Source organism: Salinarimonas chemoclinalis, from assembly GCF_041514305.1.
Lineage (GTDB): Bacteria > Pseudomonadota > Alphaproteobacteria > Rhizobiales > Beijerinckiaceae > Salinarimonas > Salinarimonas chemoclinalis.
The window spans coordinates 328,727-348,036 of the sequence record NZ_JBGMWH010000001.1; the positions used below are offsets into that span (position 1 = coordinate 328,727).

At 72.7% G+C, this 19,310-nt stretch carries 19 protein-coding genes and 1 other RNA gene; 9 read left to right on the forward strand and 11 right to left on the reverse strand.

The features are described from left to right. Positions 1-22: 22 nt before the first annotated feature. An RNA gene (gene rnpB, locus AB9M23_RS01565) (RNase P RNA component class A) lies at positions 23-419 on the reverse strand. A 170-nt stretch (positions 420-589) separates the two neighbouring features. On the opposite strand from rnpB, the gene AB9M23_RS01570 reads away from it, so the two are divergent. From AB9M23_RS01570 to AB9M23_RS01600, 7 genes are all read left to right on the forward strand, one after another. Then, entirely contained in the window at positions 590-877 is a 288-nt protein-coding gene (locus AB9M23_RS01570; protein ID WP_372421928.1) for a YMGG-like glycine zipper-containing protein, read from the forward strand. A 95-nt stretch (positions 878-972) separates the two neighbouring features. Beyond that, positions 973-1,698: a TerB family tellurite resistance protein gene (locus AB9M23_RS01575; RefSeq protein ID WP_372421930.1), complete on the forward strand. Its 726-nt coding sequence runs from the start codon at positions 973-975 to the stop codon at positions 1,696-1,698. Positions 1,699-1,721: 23 nt separating this feature from the next. Further along, complete coding sequence (locus tag AB9M23_RS01580; RefSeq protein ID WP_372421932.1) at positions 1,722-2,480, forward strand: N-acetylmuramoyl-L-alanine amidase; 759 nt, start codon at positions 1,722-1,724, stop codon at positions 2,478-2,480. A 152-nt stretch (positions 2,481-2,632) separates the two neighbouring features. After that, the gene (gene fabI / locus AB9M23_RS01585; RefSeq protein WP_372421934.1) at positions 2,633-3,457 is read left to right on the forward strand and encodes an enoyl-ACP reductase FabI; all 825 of its coding nucleotides are present in this window, start codon (positions 2,633-2,635) and stop codon (positions 3,455-3,457) included. A 49-nt stretch (positions 3,458-3,506) separates the two neighbouring features. After that, on the forward strand, positions 3,507-4,094 hold the full coding sequence (locus tag AB9M23_RS01590) for a histidine phosphatase family protein (RefSeq protein ID WP_372421936.1): 588 nt from the start codon (positions 3,507-3,509) through the stop codon (positions 4,092-4,094). Positions 4,095-4,225: 131 nt separating this feature from the next. Beyond that, positions 4,226-5,473, forward strand: a complete 1,248-nt coding sequence (gene serA / locus AB9M23_RS01595; RefSeq protein WP_372421938.1) for a phosphoglycerate dehydrogenase — start codon at positions 4,226-4,228, stop codon at positions 5,471-5,473. A 139-nt stretch (positions 5,474-5,612) separates the two neighbouring features. Next, entirely contained in the window at positions 5,613-6,281 is a 669-nt protein-coding gene (locus AB9M23_RS01600) for a L,D-transpeptidase (protein ID WP_372421940.1), read from the forward strand. 19 nt (positions 6,282-6,300) lie between these two features. On the opposite strand, the gene murD is transcribed toward AB9M23_RS01600, so the two are convergent. From murD to thrC, 10 genes are all read right to left on the reverse strand, one after another. Further along, positions 6,301-7,686: a UDP-N-acetylmuramoyl-L-alanine--D-glutamate ligase gene (gene murD, locus AB9M23_RS01605; protein WP_372421942.1), complete on the reverse strand. Its 1,386-nt coding sequence runs from the start codon at positions 7,684-7,686 to the stop codon at positions 6,301-6,303. 13 nt (positions 7,687-7,699) lie between these two features. Continuing rightward, on the reverse strand, positions 7,700-8,785 hold the full coding sequence (gene mraY, locus AB9M23_RS01610; protein WP_372421943.1) for a phospho-N-acetylmuramoyl-pentapeptide-transferase: 1,086 nt from the start codon (positions 8,783-8,785) through the stop codon (positions 7,700-7,702). 9 nt (positions 8,786-8,794) lie between these two features. Next, positions 8,795-10,282, reverse strand: coding sequence for a UDP-N-acetylmuramoylalanyl-D-glutamyl-2,6-diaminopimelate--D-alanyl-D-alanine ligase (locus AB9M23_RS01615; protein WP_372421944.1), 1,488 nt, complete (start codon positions 10,280-10,282; stop codon positions 8,795-8,797). Further along, positions 10,279-11,733 (reverse strand): UDP-N-acetylmuramoyl-L-alanyl-D-glutamate--2,6-diaminopimelate ligase, encoded by a 1,455-nt coding sequence (locus AB9M23_RS01620; RefSeq protein WP_372421946.1) that lies wholly within the window; start codon positions 11,731-11,733, stop codon positions 10,279-10,281. Before AB9M23_RS01620 ends, AB9M23_RS01615 begins: the two co-directional genes overlap by 4 nt. Then, the gene (locus AB9M23_RS01625; protein WP_372422605.1) at positions 11,730-13,505 is read right to left on the reverse strand and encodes a peptidoglycan D,D-transpeptidase FtsI family protein; all 1,776 of its coding nucleotides are present in this window, start codon (positions 13,503-13,505) and stop codon (positions 11,730-11,732) included. The genes AB9M23_RS01620 and AB9M23_RS01625 overlap by 4 nt, the downstream gene beginning before the upstream one ends. A 9-nt stretch (positions 13,506-13,514) precedes the next feature. Next, entirely contained in the window at positions 13,515-13,925 is a 411-nt protein-coding gene (gene ftsL / locus AB9M23_RS01630) for a cell division protein FtsL (RefSeq protein WP_372421948.1), read from the reverse strand. After that, entirely contained in the window at positions 13,922-14,965 is a 1,044-nt protein-coding gene (rsmH, locus tag AB9M23_RS01635) for a 16S rRNA (cytosine(1402)-N(4))-methyltransferase RsmH (RefSeq protein WP_372421950.1), read from the reverse strand. Before rsmH ends, ftsL begins: the two co-directional genes overlap by 4 nt. Beyond that, positions 14,962-15,474: a division/cell wall cluster transcriptional repressor MraZ gene (mraZ, locus tag AB9M23_RS01640; RefSeq protein ID WP_372421952.1), complete on the reverse strand. Its 513-nt coding sequence runs from the start codon at positions 15,472-15,474 to the stop codon at positions 14,962-14,964. Before mraZ ends, rsmH begins: the two co-directional genes overlap by 4 nt. Positions 15,475-15,907: 433 nt before the next feature. Further along, positions 15,908-17,182 (reverse strand): M16 family metallopeptidase, encoded by a 1,275-nt coding sequence (locus tag AB9M23_RS01645; protein ID WP_372421954.1) that lies wholly within the window; start codon positions 17,180-17,182, stop codon positions 15,908-15,910. Further along, a complete protein-coding gene (gene thrC, locus AB9M23_RS01650; protein ID WP_372421956.1) occupies positions 17,179-18,606 on the reverse strand; it encodes a threonine synthase in 1,428 nt (475 codons plus the stop codon). The genes AB9M23_RS01645 and thrC overlap by 4 nt, the downstream gene beginning before the upstream one ends. Before the next feature lie 134 nt (positions 18,607-18,740). On the opposite strand from thrC, the gene AB9M23_RS01655 reads away from it, so the two are divergent. Together AB9M23_RS01655 and AB9M23_RS01660 are read left to right on the forward strand one after the other, a co-directional pair. Then, positions 18,741-19,061: a hypothetical protein gene (locus AB9M23_RS01655; protein WP_372421958.1), complete on the forward strand. Its 321-nt coding sequence runs from the start codon at positions 18,741-18,743 to the stop codon at positions 19,059-19,061. A 12-nt stretch (positions 19,062-19,073) separates the two neighbouring features. After that, positions 19,074-19,301 carry a hypothetical protein gene (locus AB9M23_RS01660; RefSeq protein WP_372421960.1) on the forward strand — a complete coding sequence of 76 codons (228 nt, stop codon included), beginning with the start codon at positions 19,074-19,076 and terminating at the stop codon, positions 19,299-19,301. Positions 19,302-19,310 lie beyond the last annotated feature (9 nt).

The window sequence follows — 19,310 nt, forward strand, 5'->3', positions numbered from 1 at the left end:
AGGGCGTTGCATTCGGCGAAGTCGCGTCAGCCGGCCTGTAAGCCGGGTTCTGTCCACGCGGGTCTCCCCGCGATGGGCGGCCATTCATCTGGGATGGCCGTCGCCGGCCACCTCCTGCAACCAACCCGGGCGACGAGGCCGGAGACGGCCCTGGGACGCGGCTGCGCCCCGTGTCGCCCCTATTCGGTCTTGCTCCCGGTGGGGTTTGCCGTGCCGGGCGCCGTTGCCGGTCCCGCGGTGCGCTCTTACCGCACCCTTTCACCCTGACCGCGGTGAGGGCCGGAGCCCGCCGCGGCGGTCTGCTTTCTGTGGCACTGTCCCTGGGGTCGCCCCCGCCGGACGTTATCCGGCACCGTTTCTCCGTGGAGCCCGGACTTTCCTCCCCGCGCGAGGCGCGGAGCGGCCGCCCGGCCGACTGACGCGGGCTCCATGTGGGCGCGCCGCCCCACCCGCGTCAAGCGTCGCCGCGATCGGACGCACCGTCGTGCACGATCCGCGAAGTGCGCGGGAACGGACGTGCCGTCCCCGCGTTCTGGTTTCGAATTCCGTCCGCCCGGGCGTCCCGGGCTCCGAGGGAGGAGACCCACTCATGAAACGCTTCGCTACGATATTCGCCGCCGGCGCGCTCGCCTTCTCCGTCGGCGCCTGCACGACCCCGGGCGAGCGCGCGGTCGGCGGTGCCCTGATCGGCGGCGCGGGCGGTGCGGCCGTCGGCAGCGCGGTCGCCGGACCGGGCAATCGCGGCGGAGGCGCCCTCATCGGCGGCGCGCTCGGTGCCGGCGCCGGCGCGATCATCGGCGCGGGCACCGCGCCCGCCCCGTCGGGCTGCCCGCGCGGCTACTATCTCGCCAGCGACGGTTACTGCTACCCGTCCTGAGGGCGGTCGCCTCGTCCGTCCGACGTCGAAGGCCCGGGATACCCTCCCGGGCCTTCCTCTTTTGCGCTAGCGTCGGCGGCGATTCGGGAAGGCCGGTGGCGATGAGCGTGTGGGGGAAGCTCGGCGGGTTGGGGATCGGCTTCCTGATCGGCGGGCCGATCGGCGCGCTGATCGGGGCCGTGCTCGGCCACGTGCTCGTCGATCGCGAGGGCGCGCTCTTCGGCCCCACACCCAAGGACGTCGTCTTCACGACGGGCCTCGTCGCGCTCGCCGCCAAGATGGCGAAGGCCGACGGCGTGGTGATGCGCTCCGAGCGCGAGGCTTTCCGCCGGATCGTCGAGGTCGACGAGGCGGATCGCGCCCGCGTCGAGGCGCTGTTCGACCTGGCGAGCCGCACCGCCGACGGCTACGACTCCTACGCGCTCCAGATGCGCGAACTCCTCGCCGACGAGCCGGCGCTGCTCGAGGACGTGCTCGACGGCCTCTTCCTGATCGCCGCCGCCGACGGCGCGGTGCACGAGCGCGAGTTCGCCTTCCTCGGCGATGTCGCCCGCATCTTCGGCTTCGACGCCGCGCGCTTCGAGCGCGTAGCCGCCCGGCATCTCGCCCTCGAGGACGACCCCTACGCCGTGCTCGGCGCGACCCGCGAGATGGACGACGCGGCGCTCAAGGCGCAGTGGCGACGCCTCGTCGCCGAGATCCACCCCGATCGCGCCGTCGCCCGCGGCCTGCCCCCCGAAGCCATCGCCATCGCCACGCGGCGCCTGGCTGCGGTGAACGCGGCGTGGGATCGGATCGCGCGGGAGCGGGGGATCGGGTGAATACCGATGCCGGAACGACGCACATGACCCATCCCGCCCCCGAATCCCCGCACGCCCACAAGGTCTTCCCGTCGCCCAACCACGGCGAGCGCAAGGACGGGCGGCGGCCGGACATGCTGATCCTGCACTACACCGGCATGCCCGATGCCGGTCAGGCGCTGCAATGGCTGTGCAACCCGGTCTCCGAGGTGTCCTGCCACTACTTCGTCTTCGAGGACGGCCGCACGCTCCAGCTCGTGCCGGAGGGGCGGCGGGCGTGGCACGCGGGGGTCTCGAGCTGGGCCGGCGAGACCGATCTCAACTCCGCCTCGCTCGGCATCGAGATCGCGCATCCGGGCCACGACGCGGCGGGCCGGCTCGCGCCTTATCCGGAGGCGCAGATGGCCGCGGTGATCGCGCTGTGCCGCGATCTCGTCGCCCGCTGGGGCATCCGTCGCGAGAGGGTGCTCGCCCATTCGGACGTCGCCCCCGCGCGCAAGCGCGACCCGGGCGAGACCTTCCCCTGGGCTCGGCTGGCGGCGGAGGGCGTCGGACACTGGGTCGCCCCGACGCCGATCCGCGACGGTCGCTTCTTCCAGCGCGGGGAGGAGGGCCCGCCGATCGAGGCGCTCCAGGCCATGCTCGCCCTCTACGGCTGGGGCGTGCCGATCGACGGCGTCTTCGGCGAGACGACCGAACAGGTGGTGAGCGCCTTCCAGCGCCACTTCCGCCCCGAGCGCGTCGACGGGGTGGCGGACTCCTCGACGATCACGACGCTGCGCGACCTGCTCGCCGCCCGGTGAGGCCGACGCAGGCGCGCACCTCCCCCGTGGACGACCATCCGGGTTGCCGCAACGTTCGCGCGTAAACCACGATTGGCGCTTTCCTGTGGCCGCCCGGTCGGCTAAAGAAGCCGCGCAGACGGCCCGGGGGGCTCAAACTAGTCGGGTGTTTCATGGCGGACGAGACCACCGCCGGCATTCTCGCCGGGAAGCGCGGATTGATCATGGGCGTGGCGAACAACCGCTCCATCGCGTGGGGCATCGCCAAGGCCGCGCATCAGCAGGGTGCGAAGCTCGCCTTCACGTATCAGGGCGACGCGCTCAAGAAGCGGGTGGCGCCCCTCGCGGCGGAGCTCGACGCCGCGCTCGTCGGGCATTGCGACGTCACCGACGCGGCGACGATCGACGCCGTGTTCGAGGAGACCGGCAGGGCGCTCGGCACGATCGACTTCGTCGTCCACGCCATCGCCTTCTCGGACAAGGACGAGCTGACCGGCCGCTACGTCGACACGAGCGAGGCGAACTTCACGCGCTCGCTGGCGATCTCCTGCTATTCCTTCACGGCCATCGCCCAGCGCGCCGAGAAGCTGATGCCCAACGGCGGGGCGCTGCTCACGCTGACCTACTACGGCGCCGAGAAGTGGATGCCGCACTACAACGTCATGGGTGTCGCCAAGGCCGCGCTCGAGGCGTCCGTGCGCTACATGGCGGCCGATCTCGGGCCGCAGAACATCCGCGTCAACGCGCTCTCGGCCGGGCCGATCAAGACGCTGGCGGGCTCCGCCATCGGCGACTTCCGTTACATCTTGAAGTGGAACGCCTACAACTCTCCGCTCCGCCGCAACACCACCATCGAGGAGGTCGGCGAGACGGCGGCCTTCCTCCTGTCGGACATGTCGCGCGGTATCACCGGCGAGACGATCCACGTCGATTCCGGCTACCACATCGTCGGGATGAAGAACCCCGACGCGCCGGACATCGCACTCGACAAGGACTGAGCCGCGCCGGACGCCGGCAGGTCGACCGAGACGAGGGGAGGCACGCGCCGTGGCGGGACCCGTCCTCTACTACGTCCGCCACGGCGAGACGGACTGGAACGCGCAGGGCCGCCTCCAGGGCGGGCAGGACACCGAGCTGAACCCGCGCGGGCGCGTCCAGGCCGAGGCGGCCGGGCGGATCCTGCGCGGGCTGGTGCGTGGCGATCCGGGCCGGCTCGACTTCGTCGCCTCCCCCATGCGCCGCACGCGCGACACGATGGAGATCCTGCGCGGCACGCTCGGCCTGCCGCGCGAGGAATACCGGCTCGACCCGCGGCTCGTCGAGATATCCTTCGGCGCCTGGGAAGGCCTCACTTGGCCCGAACTGCGCGACCACGATCCAGCGGGCGCCACCGCCCGCGAGGCGGACAAGTGGGGCTACGTCCCGCCCGGCGGCGAGAGCTACGCGATGCTGGCCGCGCGCCTCGCCCCCGTCGCCCAGGGCATCGCCCGCGACACGGTGATGGTCGCCCACGGCGGCGTCGCCCGCGCGCTCCTCACGCTGATCGCCGGCGCCCCGCCCGAGCGCGCACCGCACTACGACATCTGGCAGGGTCGCGTGCTGGTGGTGCAGGACGGGCATTGGCGCTGGGTTTGAGCGGCGCGCCCCGCTCCGCCCGGCGCCCCGCGCCGGCCCGCCATGCGCCGATCCCACCTTGATTCCCGCGCCCGCGGCTGCGACATGGAAGCCGTGCCGCGCCGGCGCCGACACGCACCAGAGATTGCCCCATGACCGCTCCCCTCTCCCTGTCCAAGGACAAGATCCGCATCCTGTTGCTCGAGAACGTCAACGACAGCGCCGTCGCGCTGCTCGAGGCGGCGGGCTACGTCTCGATCACGCGCCTGAAGACGGCGCTCGACGGGGAGGCGCTGAAGGAGGCGGTCAAGGGCGTGCACATCCTCGGCATCCGCTCGCGCACCAGGCTGACCGAGGAGGTCTTCGCGGCGGCGGACCGGCTCGTCGCGGTGGGCTGCTTCTCGGTGGGCACGAACCAGGTCGACCTCGACGCCGCGCGCCTGCGCGGCGTACCGGTGTTCAACGCACCGTTCTCCAACACCCGCTCGGTGGCGGAGCTGACGCTGGCCGAGATCGTGATGCTCATGCGCCGGGTGGTGCCGCGCTCCAACGCGGCGCACGAGGGCGGGTGGGACAAGTCCGCCACGGACAGCCACGAGGTGCGCGGCAAGTGCCTCGGCATCGTCGGCTACGGCAACATCGGCTCGCAGCTCTCCACGCTGGCGGAGAGCTTCGGCATGCGGGTGATGTACTACGACCGCACCGAGAAGCTGCGCCACGGCAACACCGAGCCGGTCGACACGCTCCAGGAGCTGCTCGCGAAGGCGGACGTCGTCACGCTGCACGTGCCGGAGACGCCCGAGACCGAGGGCATGATCGGCGCGCGTGAGATTCGCGCGATGAAGCCCGGCGCCTACCTCGTCAACAATTCCCGCGGCACGGTGGTGGACCTCGACGCGCTCGCCGCCGCGCTCCGGGACGGGCACCTGCGCGGCGCGGCGGTCGACGTCTTCCCCAAGGAGCCGGGCTCGAACAACGAGCCCTTCGAGAGCCCGCTCCAGGGGATCGACAACGTCATCCTCACCCCGCATGTCGGCGGCTCGACGGTGGAGGCGCAGGAGCGCATCGGCGTCGAGGTGGCGCGCAAGCTCGTCGAGTATTCCGACGTCGGCGCGACGGTCGGCGCGGTCAACTTCCCCCAGGCCCAGCTGCCCGGGCGCGCCCGGGGCACGCGCTTCATCCACGTTCACCAGAACGTGCCGGGCATCCTCTCGCGGCTCATCGGCGTCTTCGCCGATCGCGGCGTCAACATCGCCGGCCAGTACCTGCAGACGGACGGCGAGATCGGCTACGTCGTGGTGGAGGTGGACGGCGTTCCCGCCGACGGCCGGGAGATGCTCGCCGCGCTCCGCGCCCTCGACGGCACCATCCGCGCGCGCCTCCTCTACATGCGGCAATAAGGCCACAGAGTGGCAGGAAAACGGTCCGCCGCCACGGCGGCGCTTGCGGTGCGGTAAGCGATCCTTAAGGACGTTCCTTAACCATGCGGATGCTCGCGACTCACGCGGGCGCGTGCCATCGCTTTCCGGGTCGTCCTCCATGCTCGCGCGTCTCCTCCTCGTCCTCATGATCGGCGCCCTCGCGGCGTGCAACACCGCCACGACCGCGGACGGGCCGACGCGCGGAGACTGGGTCTCCCCCGCCGTCCTGGCGCAGGCCGTGGCGCTCGACGGGACGGCCGCCTGGTACACGGGCTACAAGGACGACGAGCCCTTCGACATCCCGCTCGTCAACCGCGCCCTCATGAAGCCCGAGCTGATGCGCCAGCGCGTGTCCTACACGGGCGGCGAGGCGCCGGGCACGATCGTGGTCGATATCGGCGGCCGCTTCCTCTACCTCGTGGAGGAGGGCGGCAGGGCGATGCGCTACGGCATCGGGGTCGGCCGCAACGGCTTCTCCTGGAGCGGCGCCGCACGCGTCGGCCGCAAGGGCGTCTGGCCGGCCTGGAGCCCCACGGACAACATGCGCCGGATCATCCCCAACCTCCCGTCCTGGATGGAGGGCGGCCTCGAGAACCCGCTCGGTGCCCGCGCGCTCTACCTCTACCAGGGCGACCGCGACACGCTCTTCCGCATCCACGGGACCAACGAGCCCTGGTCGATAGGCGAGGCCGTCTCCTCGGGCTGCGTGCGCATGCTCAACGAGGACATCGTCGACCTCTACGAGCGCGTGCCGGTGGGGGCGCGGGTGCTCGTGCGGCGGGGGTGAGAGGCGGCTCGATCGGCCCTCAACCCAGCCCCACCACCAGCGCCTTGAACCGCTCGCCCCGCTCCTCGAAATTCCGGAACTGGTCGAAGGACGCGCAGGCCGGGGAGAACAGGACGACCTCGTCCTCCCCCGTCGCCGCCGCGTCGGCGGCGGCCCGCGCGACGGCGACGTCGAGCGTGCCGCAGCGCTCGTAGTCCACCCGCCCCTCGAGGGCGGCGGCGAACGCATCGGTCGCCGCACCGATCAGGTAGGCCTTGGCGATCTTCGCCCAATGGGGCGCGAGCAAGTCGATGCCGCCGGCCTTCGGCTTGCCCCCCGCGATCCAGAACACGCGGTCGTACGCGGCGAGCGCCACCTCGGTCGAGTCCGCGTTCGTCGCCTTCGAATCGTTGACGAAGCGCACGCGCCCGCGCGCGCCCGCCTGCTCCATGCGGTGGGCGAGGCCCGGGAAGGAGCGCACGGCCGCGGCGATCGCCTCCGGTGGCGCGCCGCAGAGCCAGGCGGCGGCGCAGGCGAAGGCGGCGTTCTGGGCGTTGTGACGCCCGCGCAGGGATTCGACACCCGTGAGATCGGCCAGAACGAGCGTGTCCGCGAGCGCCTCGCCGGCGTTGCGGGCGCGGATCTCGCTTCCCAGCGCGAAGAAGCCCCAGGGCCGCTCGCCCTCGGCCGAGACGGGATAGACGTCGGACCCCTCCCGCTCGGACAGGCGCTTGCCAATGGCGTTGGTGAGATCGTCGTCGACGCCCACCAGCGCCGTGCGTGCACCGGCCACGAGCCGCTCCTTGATGGCGGCGTAGGCCTCGAGCGTGCCGTGGCGGTCGAGATGGTCGGGCGTGATGTTGATCAGGCAGCCGATCGTCGGGTCGAGGGTCGGCGCGAGGTCGATCTGGAAGCTCGACACCTCGACCACGTGCACCCGCTCCTCGGAGGGTGGCGGCAGCGCCAGGATCGGCGTGCCGATGTTGCCGCCCATGGCGACCTCGAACCCCGCCTCGCGCAGGACGTGGGCGAGGAGCGCGGTGGTCGTCGACTTGCCGTTCGTGCCGGTGACGGCGACGAAGGGCGCGTGCGGCGCGCTCGCCCGGCGTTCGCGGCAGAACAGCTCGATGTCGCCGATGATCTCGATGCCCGCGGCCTTCGCCCTCTCGACGGTCCAGTGCGGGGCGGGGTGGGTGAGGGGGACGCCGGGCGAGAGCACGAGCGCGGCGTAGCCTTCCCAGTCCGCCTGCGCGAGGTCGACGACGGCGATGCCGGCGGCCGACGCCTCCGCGCGCTTGCCCTCGGCGTCGTCCCAGGCCGCGACCGTCGCGCCGCCGGCGACGAGGGCCCGCGCCGTCGCGAGCCCCGAGCCGCCGAGCCCGAACAGGGCGACCGACCGCCCGGCGAAGGTCGTCACGGGCATCATCGCGCGGCTCTCCTCAGCGCAGCTTGAGCGTCGCGAGCCCGACCATGGCGAGCACGACGGCGATGATCCAGAATCGGATCACGACCTGCGGCTCCGTCCAGCCGAGCTGCTCGAAGTGATGGTGGATCGGCGCCATCTTGAAGACGCGCCGGCCGGTGAGCTTGAAGGACACCACCTGGATGATGACCGATGCCGCCTCCAGCACGAACAGGCCGCCGACGATGGCGAGCACGATCTCGTGCTTCGTCGCCACGGCGATCGTGCCGAGCATGCCGCCCAGGGCGAGGGAGCCCGTGTCGCCCATGAAGACCTGTGCCGGCGGCGCGTTGAACCACAGGAAGCCGAGCCCGGCCCCGATCAGCGCGCCACAGATCACCGCGAGTTCGCCGGTGCCGGGCACGAAGTGGATCTGCAGGTAGTTGGCGAAGATGGCGTTGCCGACGAGGTAGGCGATGAAGCCGAAGCTCGCGGTGGCGATCATCACCGGCACGATGGCGAGCCCGTCGAGCCCGTCCGTCAGGTTCACGGCGTTGCCGGCGCCCACGATGACGATCGCGCCGAAGATCACGTAGAACCAGCCGAGGTTCAGGAGCACGTCCTTGAGGAACGGGAGCGCCAGGTGGTTCGCCAGCGCGGGCGTGGCCGTGTAGGCGATCGCCACGATCGCGGTGCCCGCGATCAACCCCTCGATCGCCAGCCGCGAGCGGCCGGAGAAGCCCTTGTGGGACTGCTTCGTCACCTTGAGGTAGTCGTCGTAGAAGCCGATCGCGCCGAAGCCGACCGTCACCATCAGCACGATCCAGACGTAGGCGTTCTCGAGGTCGGCCCACAAGAGCGTCGAGACGATGAGGCCGGCGAGGATCATCAGCCCGCCCATGGTCGGCGTGCCGCGCTTCGTCAGCAGGTGCGACTGCGGCCCGTCCTCGCGGATCGGCTGGCCCTTGCCCTGGCGTACGCGCAGCGCGGCGATGATCGAGGGGCCGAACCAGAACACGAAGAGGAAGCCCGTCGCCGTCGCCATCCCCGTGCGGAAGGTGATGTAGCGCAGGACGTTGAGCAGGCCGAACGTGTCGGAGAATGCGGAGAGCCAGACGAGCATGGGCGCGGGTTATCCTCGGCGCCCGACGGGCGCGGCCTCGGCGGCCGCGCGCGGCGCGGCGGCCTCGCTATAGCGCTCCTCGATCGCCTTGACGATCCTTTCCGTGCGCACGCCGCGCGATCCCTTGATCATCACGATGTCGCCGGGCCTGAGCGCGCCGACCACCGTGGCGACGAGCCCCTCGGAGGTCGCCGCCCAGCCGCCGCGGCGCTCGGGCGGCAGCGCCGCATGGAGCTCCTTCATCAGCGCGCCGACGGTGAAGACGAGATCGATGCCCGCCCCGAGCGCGACGGGGGCGAGCTCGCGGTGCCGGCGCGGCCCGTCGGGGCCGAGCTCGAGCATGTCGCCGAGCACGGCGATGCGCCGCCCGCGCCAGGGCAGCTCCATCTGGCCGAGCGTCTCCAGCGCCGCGCGCACGGAGGCGGGATTGGCGTTGTAGCTCTCGTCGACGAGAGTCACCGTGCCGCCGACCAGCGCGAGCTCGCGACGCGCGCCGCGCCCGGCGGGCGGGGCGACGTCGGCGAGCGCGAGCGCGGTGAGCGCGACGTCGAGCCCGAGCGCCTTCGCCGCCGCGACGAGCGCGAGCGTGTTGAGCGCGATGTGCCGGCCGGCCATGCCGATCCGGTAGGCGCAACGCTGGCCGAGCACGCTCGCGTCGACGATCGAGAGGTCCGGGCGGGTGACGATGGTCACCGCGCGCACGTCCGCCCGCTCGTCCTCGCCGAAGGTGAGGACGCGCCCGGCGGCGCTCGCGGAGGCGAGCGCGATCAGCCGGTCGCAATGCGGGTTGTCACGGTTGACGATCGCGACGCCACCGGGCTCCAGGCCGAGGAAGATCTCGCCCTTGGCGTCCGCGACCCCCCGCACGTCGCGGAAGTTCTCGATGTGCACCGCCTCGACGGTGGTGACGATGGCGACGTGGGGGCGCACCATGCGCGACAGGGGGGCGATCTCGCCCGCGTGGTTCATGCCGATCTCGAAGACGCCGAACTCCGTGTCCGCCGGCATCCTCGCGAGGGTGAGCGGCACGCCCCAGTGATTGTTGTAGGAGGCCTGGGCGGCGTGCGTGCGGCCGGAACGGGCGAGCGCGACGCGCAGCGCCTCCTTCGAGCCGGTCTTGCCGACCGAGCCGGTGATCGCGACGATCCGCGCGGTCGTGCGCGCCCGCGCCGCGCGGCCGAGGTCCTCCAGCCCGCGCAGAGTGTCGGGAACGGCCAGCAGCGGCCCCGTGCCGGAGAGCGCTGCGGCGCGGTCGTGCGCCACGAGCGCGGCCGCCGCCCCCTTGGCGAAGGCGTCGGCGACGTAGGCGTGCCCGTCGTTGCTCTCGCCGACGATGGCGACGAAGAGGTCGCCGGGCTCCAGCGTGCGGGTGTCGATCGAGACACCTTCGATGCGCGCCGGGAGCGTCCCGTGGACGGTGGCGCCGATGGCATCGCGCGCGGCGGCGCCGGTCCAGAGGGGAGGGGCGGTATGGGTCGGCGCGTCGTCCGTCGTCATCGCGTCCTCGCCTCGATCGCCGCCCGGACCTCGGCGTGGTCGGAGAACGGCAGTACCCGGTCGCCCACGATTTGGCCGGTTTCATGACCCTTGCCGGCGACGACGAGCACGTCGCCGGGGCCGAGCATCGCCACACCCGCGCGGATCGCCTCGGCGCGATCGCCGATCTCGCGCGCGCCCGGCGCCGCCGCCATCACGGCGGCGCGAATCGCCGCCGGATCCTCGCTGCGCGGGTTGTCGTCGGTGACGATCGCCACGTCCGCGCCCTCGACGGCCACGCGACCCATGATCGGGCGCTTGCCGGGATCGCGGTCGCCGCCGCAGCCCACGACGACGACGAGCCTGCCCGTGGCGAACGGCCGCAGCGTGGCCAGCACGTGGCGCAGGGCGTCCGGCTTGTGGGCGTAGTCGACGAGGCACAGCGCGCCGTTCGTCTCGCCCACGGGCTCCAACCGCCCCGGCACGCCGCGAAGGCGACCGAGCGCCGCTAGCGCCGCCTGCGGCTCGGCGCCCGCCGCGACGGCGAGCCCGGCGGCGACGAGGGCGTTCTCGACCTGGAAATCGCCGATGAGCGGCAGGTCGACCTCGGTCTCCCCGCCGGCGTGCGCGATCCGCAGCCGCTGTGAAAAGCCGGCGCGCGTCGCCGACAGGAGCCGCAGGTCCGCGCCCTTCATGCCGGTGGTGAGGACGCGCCGCCCGGTCTCGCGGGCCACCGCCTCGGCGCGGTCGGACCAGTCGCCGTCGGCGTTGATCACCGCCGGCCGATCCGAGGCAAGCAGCACCCGGAACAGGCGCATCTTCGCCTCGAAGTAGGCGTCCATCGTCGGATGGTAGTCGAGGTGGTCGCGCCCGAGATTGGTGAAGGCGGCGGCCGCGAGCCGCACGCCGTCGAGGCGCTTCTGGTCGAGGCCGTGTGAGGACGCCTCCATGGCGAGGTGGGTGATCCCGTCCCCCGCGAGCCGCTCGAGCGTCCGGTGCAGGGCGACCGGGTCGGGCGTGGTGAGCCCGCCGTAGCGTGCGCCGGAGGCGGTGACGATGCCCAGCGTGCCGAGGCTCGCGGCGGCGTTCCCGCGGGCGGCCTCGATCTGGCGCACGAAGTCGGCGACCGAACTCTTTCCGGCGGTGCCGGTGACTGCGACGATGGTGCCGGGCCGGCCCGGATGCATCCGAGCCGCGGCCCGCGCGAGCGCCGCGCGGGCGTCGGCGACGCGCACCCAGGCGATCCCGTCCGGCAGATCCGCGGGGCGATCGGCCTCGCCGGCGATCGCCGTCGCGCCGTCGGCGGCGGCGGCGGTGACGAAGCGCAGACCGTCCACTTTCGTGCCCGGCACGGCCACGAAGAGCGCGCCCGGCGTCACCACCCGGCTGTCGACGGCGACGTCGGAGACGGCGACGTTCGCCAGCTCCGGCGGGGTCTCGTCGAGGAGGTCGCCGAGCCGCGCCCCGCTCACTGCGTCGTCCCCCAGGCGCCCGCGCGCGCCATCGCCGGGAAGGGCGCCACGGGCGGCTCGAAGCGGGGCGGGATGTCCAGCATGGGCGCGACGCGCTCGATGATCCTGCCGGTGGTCGGGGCGGCGTTCCAACCCGACGTCGCGAAGCCGTGCGTCTCCGGCAGCGCCTTCGGCTCGTCGAGGATGGTGAGGAAGAGATAGCGTGGATCGTCCGCCGGCGCGACCGCGAAGAACGTGTTGAGCCGCTTGTCGCGGGCGTAGCGTCCGTCCACCACCTTCTCGGCCGTGCCGGTCTTGCCGCCCACGTAGAAGCCCGCGATCGACGCGGACCGCGCCGAGCCCCGCTCGGCGTTGACGCGCATGACGTAGCGCAGCGCCTCGCTGGTCTCGCGGGAGATCACCTGGTCCGCGAGCGCCTGCGCGTCCTCCTCCGAGCGCCGGAGGAAGGTCGGCGGGACGAGGTAGCCGCCGTTGACCATCGCGGCGGTCGCCATGGTCGCGGCGAGCGGCTGCACGGCGATGCCGTGCCCGAAGGAGATCGTCGCCGTGTTGATCTCGCCCCAGCGGGCGGGCACGAGCGGGGCGGCGCTCTCGGCGAGCTCGGTGCGCAGGCGCCCGAGCAGGCCGAGTTCGCGCAGGAAGTCCTGCTGGTGCTGCGGCCCGAGCGCGAGCGCCATGCGCGCCGTGCCGACGTTGGACGAATGGACGAACACCTCCGGCACGGTCAGCGGGCGGTTCTCGCCACGGTAGTCGCTGATCGTCTGGCGCCCGAAGCGCAGCGAGCCGCGCGCGTCGATGACGGAGTTGATGGTGAAGCGGCCCGACTCGAGCGCCTGCGCGGTGGTCACCGCCTTCATCACCGACCCCATCTCGTAGACGCCGACGTTGATCCGGTTGATCCGGTCGGGCTGCTGGGCATCGACGGGCACGTTCGGGTCGAAGTCGGGCAGCGAGACGAGGCTGATCACCTCCCCGGTGCGCACGTCGACGACGAGGCCCGCGGCGGCGATGGCGGAGAATTTCTCCATCGCCGCGACGAGCTCGGCACGGACCGCGTGCTGCACCCGCAGGTCGATGGAGAGCCGCACGGGGGGAAGCTGCGGGGTCTCCCCCGGCGCGATCTCGTCCCCCGGCAGCACCAGGCCCTGGCGGTCGATCCACTGCTCGATGCCGGCGATGCCGACGTTGTCGATGTCCGCGAAGCCCAGCACGTGGGCCGCGGCGACGCCGTTGGGATAGACGCGCTTCATCTCGGGCAGGAAGCCCACGCCGGGGATTCCCAGGGCGTGCACCTCCGCCTGCTGGCGCGGCGTGATCTCGCGCTTCACCCAGATGAAGCCGCGGTTGGTCGACAGGTCGTTGCGCAGGCGCGTGGCGTCGAGATCGGGGAAGACGGCCGTGAGAAGCTCGGTCGCCTCGTCGGGATCGATGACGTTGCGTGGCTCGGCGAAGACCGAGACCATGGTGATGTCGGTCGCCAGGATCTCGCCGTTGCGGTCGAGGATGTCCGGGCGCACGGTGCCGATCTCGCTCGACGCCGCACGGCGCGGGCCGGTCTCCGCGTCCGGCTCGATGCCGAGCAGGACGAGCCGGCCCGCGATCACGCCGAACAGGCCGGCGAAGCAGACCATGCCGAGCGCGATGCGCGCGCGGCTCTTGTCGGCGCGCAGCCGGAACAGCCCGCCGAGAAAGCCCCGGCGCCGGGCTTCGGGCGCATCCGGGGTCCGTGCCGGTTCCGCGTCGCGGGTCTCTCGCGGCGTCTTGCTGCGCATCGGCACGGGCTACCTCGCGGGCGTGCGGGTGGTGGGCGTGGTCTGGGTGCGCACGGGGATCGAGCCCGTCGTGCCGGGCGTCGCCGTCGGCGCCGCGAGGCCGAGCGCCTCGAGCTTCGCGCCGATCGCGTCGGCGGCCGGGGGGCGCTCGGGCAGGTCCTCGAAGCGTGCGAGGTGCTCGACCGTGAAGGGCACGATCTCGGGCAGGTGCGCGTCCGCAAGCGTCTCGACCCGGTCCGGCCGGTTGAGGAAGGCCCATTCCGCGCGCAGCACCGCGATCATCTCGCGCTCGCGCGCGATGGCGCGCTCGAGGCGGGTGAGCTCCTCGGTCTGGCGGATCGTCTCGTACTTGATGGAATAGGCCCAGACGGCCGAGCCGATCAGTCCCGCGATCGCCGCGACGTGCAGGATCTTGATCATCGGCGGGCTCGCGGGCGGGCGGGGGCGGGGAGGGTGGCGAGCGTCTCGAGCGCCGAGAGCGGCGCCTGCGCCGGCGTGTCGAGCCGCTCGCCGGCGCGCAGCTTGGCCGAGCGGGCGCGGGGGTTCACCGCGAGCTCGGCCTCCCCGGGGACGACCGGACCCTTGGTCGCGAGGCGGAAGCTCGGCTGCGGCGCGTCCCCGGCCGGCAGGTGCCGCGAGCCGCCGGGCGCGCGGCCGGAGCGGGCGGCGAGGAACTGCTTGACGATGCGGTCTTCCAGCGAATGGAAGGTGACGACCACGAGCCGCCCGCCCGGCGCCAGCGCCCGCTCGGCGCCGTGCAGCGCACGGACGAGTTCGCCCAGCTCGTCGTTGACGGCGATGCGCAGGCCCTGGAACACCCGCGTCGCCGGGTGCGGGCCGTGCGGCTCGGCGCGCACGAACCGCGAGACGAGGTCGGCGAGCTGCGTCGTCGTCTCGAAGCGCGTCTTGCGGCGCGCCTCGACGATGCCCCGCGCGATCGCCCGGGAGCGGCGCTCCTCGCCGTAGTGGTAGAAGATGTCGGCGAGCGTCGTCTCGTCCGCTTCGTTGACGATGTCCGCCGCGCTCGGGCCGGCCTTCTCCATGCGCATGTCGAGGGGGCCCTCGAAGCGGAAGGAGAAGCCGCGCTCGGCCTGGTCGAGCTGCATCGAGGAGACGCCGATGTCGAGGACGACGCCCGAGAGACCGTCGGGAGCCGTCTCGCGCGCGATCGTCTCGAGCGCGCCGAACCTGGTCTCGACGAGGGTGAGGCGCGGCGCGTGGGCCGCGACGAGCGGGGCGCCGCCGGCGATCGCCGTCGGGTCGCGGTCGAGGGCGACGACGCGGGTGCGCGCGTCCGCCTGGAGCAGCGCGCGCGCGTAGCCGCCCGCGCCGAACGTGCCGTCGAGGATCGTGCCGCCCGCGGCCGGCGCGAGCGCCGCGACGACCTCCTCGAGGAGCACGGGTGCGTGACGGGCCGGTCCGCCAGCGGCTCCGGCCAGGCCGTCGCCGCGGCCCGTCATCGCACTCGTGCTCCCGGAGTGCCGTCCCCCGACGGGGCCGCAGCCCCGCGCGACGCCGTCGGCGTGCCCGCCCCGATCGACCGCTTGAGGTCCCGTACCTTCGCGCGCGCCTCCTCCAGATGCGCGCGAAAGCGCTCGGGCTCCCAGATCTGGAACTTGTGGCCCAGGCCCACGAAGCTCACGCTGTCCGCGATCCCCGCATGGGCCTTCACGCTCTCCGTCAGGATGACCCGTCCCTCCGTGTCGACCTTGAGGATCTCGCTCGTCCCGAACAGCGCCGTGGAGAGCTGATCGCGCTCGTCCGAATAGGGCGTGAGGCTCGACAGGAACGCGTCGATCTCCTCCAGCAGGCGATTGCCCCCCGCATCCAGGGCCGGCGCGTCCAGCGCCGGATGGACGTAGAGCCCCTCGAACCCGTCGCGCGCCAGCACGGAACGGAACGTCGCCGGGATGGAGACGCGCCCCTTCGCATCCAGCCGATTGGTGAAGTTGGATACGAAGCGGTTCATCGGCCGCCCTGACGCTCCTCGAACCGAACCCGCCGGCAGATACGCCACCGGACCCCGTCGACGACGACGCGCGCATACGCGCGGGGCCGCGAGAGCGGCATCCGTGCGGCTGGCGAAGCACCGTGACCGGGATGATTTGGGATACCATGGGCTCGTATGGTCGTCAACGGAAGCGGCGCGGGACGAAGCACCCGCGGGCCGTGCCCCGATGAGAGCGCGATACGGTTAACGAAGTCTCACGCCGCGGAGTCCCACGGTCGCTTTCGCGAGCGGATGCAAGGAAATGGCCGAGCTTCGCGGCGACGCCCGCAACCCCTCTCCCGGGTGGGAGCGGGGCGGAGGTGGGGGAACGCGAGGCGGGGTCCGGCGCGACGTGAGAGGACGTCCCGCGGCAGCCGGTCGAGACCTGGGACCGCAATCGAGCGGCGCGCCCTCAGCCCCGAAGCCGCGCTGCGATCGCGTCGAGCCGCGGCAACGTCTTCAGCGGGCCGATCGCGGCGAGGGTCGGCGCGCCCTCGAGCAGCGCCGCGCCGGCGGCGCGGGCGGCGGCGACGTCGACGGCCTCGACCCGCTCGACGAGCTCGTGCATCGGCACGATGCGGCCCCACGCGAGCATCTGGCGGGCGAGGCGCTCGATTCGCCCGCCGGGCGTCTCCAGCGCGGCGAGGAGCCCCACCTTCACCTGCGCCTTGGCGCGGGCGAGTTCGGCCTCGGTCAGCGTCGCCGCGGTGTCGCGCAGGGTCTCGACGGCGACCTCGGCGAAGGCGGCGGCGTCCTCCTCTGCGACGCCGGCGGCGATGCCGAACAGGCCGGTGTCGGAGAAGGGCCAGTGGAAGGCGTCGACCGAGTAGGCGAGGCCGCGCTTCTCGCGCACCTCCTGCCACAGCCGCGAGGATATCGAGCCGCCGAGCACCTGGGCGAAGAGCTGCGTGGCGTAGTAGTCCCGCGCCCGGAAGGAGCGGCCGGGCAGCCCGAGCATCAGGTTGACCTGCTCGTGCCTGCGCTTCATCCGCGTCTCGCCGCCGCGATAGGTGGCCGCCGGCGCTTCCGGCCCGGCGCCCTCCGGCATCGCGCCGAAGAAGCGGTGCGCGGCGTCGACCACGGCCTCGTGCTCGACCGCGCCGGCGGCGGCGATCACCATGCGGCCGGGGCGATAGAGCCGCTCGACGAAGGCGCGGATGCCGTCCGGCCGGAAGGCGGAGACCGTCTCCGGCCGGCCGAGGATCGGGCGCCCGAGCGGCTGGCCGGGGAACGCGGTCTCGACGAAGAGGTCGCCGACGAGGTCGTCGGGCGCGTCCTCGACGGCGGCGATCTCCTGGAGGATCACGCCGCGCTCGCGCTCGAGCTCCACCGGGTCGAAGCTCGAGGCGGTGAGGATGTCGCCGAGCACGTCGAGCGCGAGCCCGACGTCCTCGCCGAGCACGCGGGCCGTGTAGCAGGTGTACTCGACGGAGGTGGCGGCGTTGATGTCGCCGCCGACGTTCTCGATGTCCTCGGCGATCGCCTGCGCCGAGCGCCGCGCCGTGCCCTTGAAGGCCATGTGTTCGAGCAGGTGCGAGAGCCCGTGCTCGTCCTCGGCCTCGTCGCGGGCGCCGGCGCCGATCCAGACGCCGAGCGCGACGGTGGCGACGTGGGGCATCGCCTCGGTGACGACCACGAGCCCGTTCGCGAGCCGCGTCTCGCGATGCTCCTGCGAGGGAACGGTCATGCCCGTGCTCCCGGGTCCCGTGCTCCCGGGATCCGCGAGCGGGCGCGGATGAAGCGCTCGATCGCGCCCTGGTCGTTGGGCTGCACCTCGAAGCGCTCGGGGCGGTCGTAGAGGTCGGCGAGGTGCGGCGGCAGCGGCGGGCGCACGCCGCAGGCGGCCTCCACGGCGTCCGGGAACTTCGCGGGATGCGCGGTCGCGAGCGCGACCATCGGCACCCCGGGATCGCGGGCGAGCGCCGCGCGCCCGGCGGCGACGCCGATCGCCGTGTGCGGATCGAGCAGGTAGCCGGCCTCGCGCCGGGTGCGGGCGATCTCCGCGGAGACCTCCTCCTCCGGCACGGCGCGCGCCGAGAAGGTCCGGCGAAGCCGCGCGAGCGGCTCCTCGGCGATGCCGAACGCGCGCGCCTGGGCGAGCTGCCCCATCAGCCCGCGGATCGCCGCGGCGTCGCGGTCGTGGAGCTCGAAGAGCAGCCGCTCGAAGTTCGACGAGACCTGGATGTCCATCGAGGGCGAGGTCGTCGGCGTCACGCCGGTGACGGTGTAGGCGCCCGTCTCCAGGGTGCGCGGCAGGATGTCGTTGGCGTTGGACGCGATCACCAGCTCCCCGATCGGCAGGCCCATGCGCCGGGCGATGTCGCCGGCGAGGATGTCGCCGAAATTGCCGGTGGGAACGGCGTAGGAGATCGGCCGATGCGGGCCGCCGAGCGCGACGGCGGAGGTGAAGTAGTAGGTCGCCTGCGCCGCGACACGGGCCCAGTTGATGGAGTTCACCCCCGAGAGCAGGAGGTCGTCGCGGAAGCGGGCGTGGTTGAACATGCCCTTCACGATGGCCTGGCAATCGTCGAACGTGCCCTCCAACGCCACCGCGTGGACGTTGGGCGACGCGACCGTCGTCATCTGCCGGCGCTGGACCTCGGAGACGCGCCCCTGCGGGAAGAGGATGAAGACGTCGACCTGGTCGAGACCGGAGAAGGCGTCGACGGCGGCGGAGCCGGTGTCGCCGGACGTCGCGCCGACGATGGTGGCGCGCTGGCCCCGCGCCTTCAGCACGTGGTCCATCAGCCGCCCGAGCAGCTGCATCGCCACGTCCTTGAAGGCGAGCGTCGGCCCGTGGAAGAGCTCCAGCACGAAGAGGTTGTCGCCGATCTGGACGAGCGGGCAGGTCGCGGGGTGGCGGAAGGCGGCGTAGGCGTCCTCGATCATGGCGTCGAGCGCCGCCGTCTCGATCTCGCCCTCGACGAGCGCGCCGAGCACACGCTGGGCGGTCTGCGCGAAGGTCAGGCCCGAGAAGCCCGCGATCGTCTCGCGCGGCAGCAGCGGGTAGGCCTCCGGCACGTAGAGCCCGCCGTCGCGCGCGAGGCCGGTGAGCAGCGCGTCGGTGAAGCCGATGGCCGGGGCCTCGCCGCGGGTGGAGATGTGGCGCACGTGTGTCTCGTCCTTGCGTGGAACGCGGCGGACCATAGGGGGCGCGGCAGGCTGGGACAAGCGGGGCCGCCCACGGAACGTGGGGCATTCGGGCCGCGTTGGTGGGAGGACCGACACGATCCCGGGAGGATCCCATGCACGACCCCCGTTCGCAGGAAGAGAAGGCCCGCGCCGCGCTCAACCGGAACCAGGAGATGGGCAACGCGCCCAAGCAGAGCCCGCTGACGCGCGAGCCCTCGACGACGCCGGAGACGTTCGGAGAGCACCACGGCCGCCCGCCGGAAGACTACGCGCCCGATCGCGGCGGCGACGCGGAGAAGGGCGGTGCGGGTTCCGACAACGACCCGCTCCAGCACGGCCACGGCCACGCCGACACCCGCATGGGCCGGGAGCACGTCTCCGACCTCGCCGAAGTCGAGCGGACGATCACGGGCGAGCCGGCCCGCAAGCGCTGAGGAACACGCATCATGGCAGAGCACGAGACCGAGCAGCAGAAGGCCGCGAAGAAGGCGCTCGAGACGAAGCGCCGGAACGATCCGCACGCGGACATCCCCGAGCACCGCACCGCCGACGAGGGCATGCATCCCCATGACGGCCCGAAGGCGCCGCCCTCGGGCGCGCTCGATCACGGCGGCGCGGCGCCGGCGCTGTCGCGATCGCACGGCACGCGCCGGACGGACCAGGGCGCGCACTGAGGGCCCCCC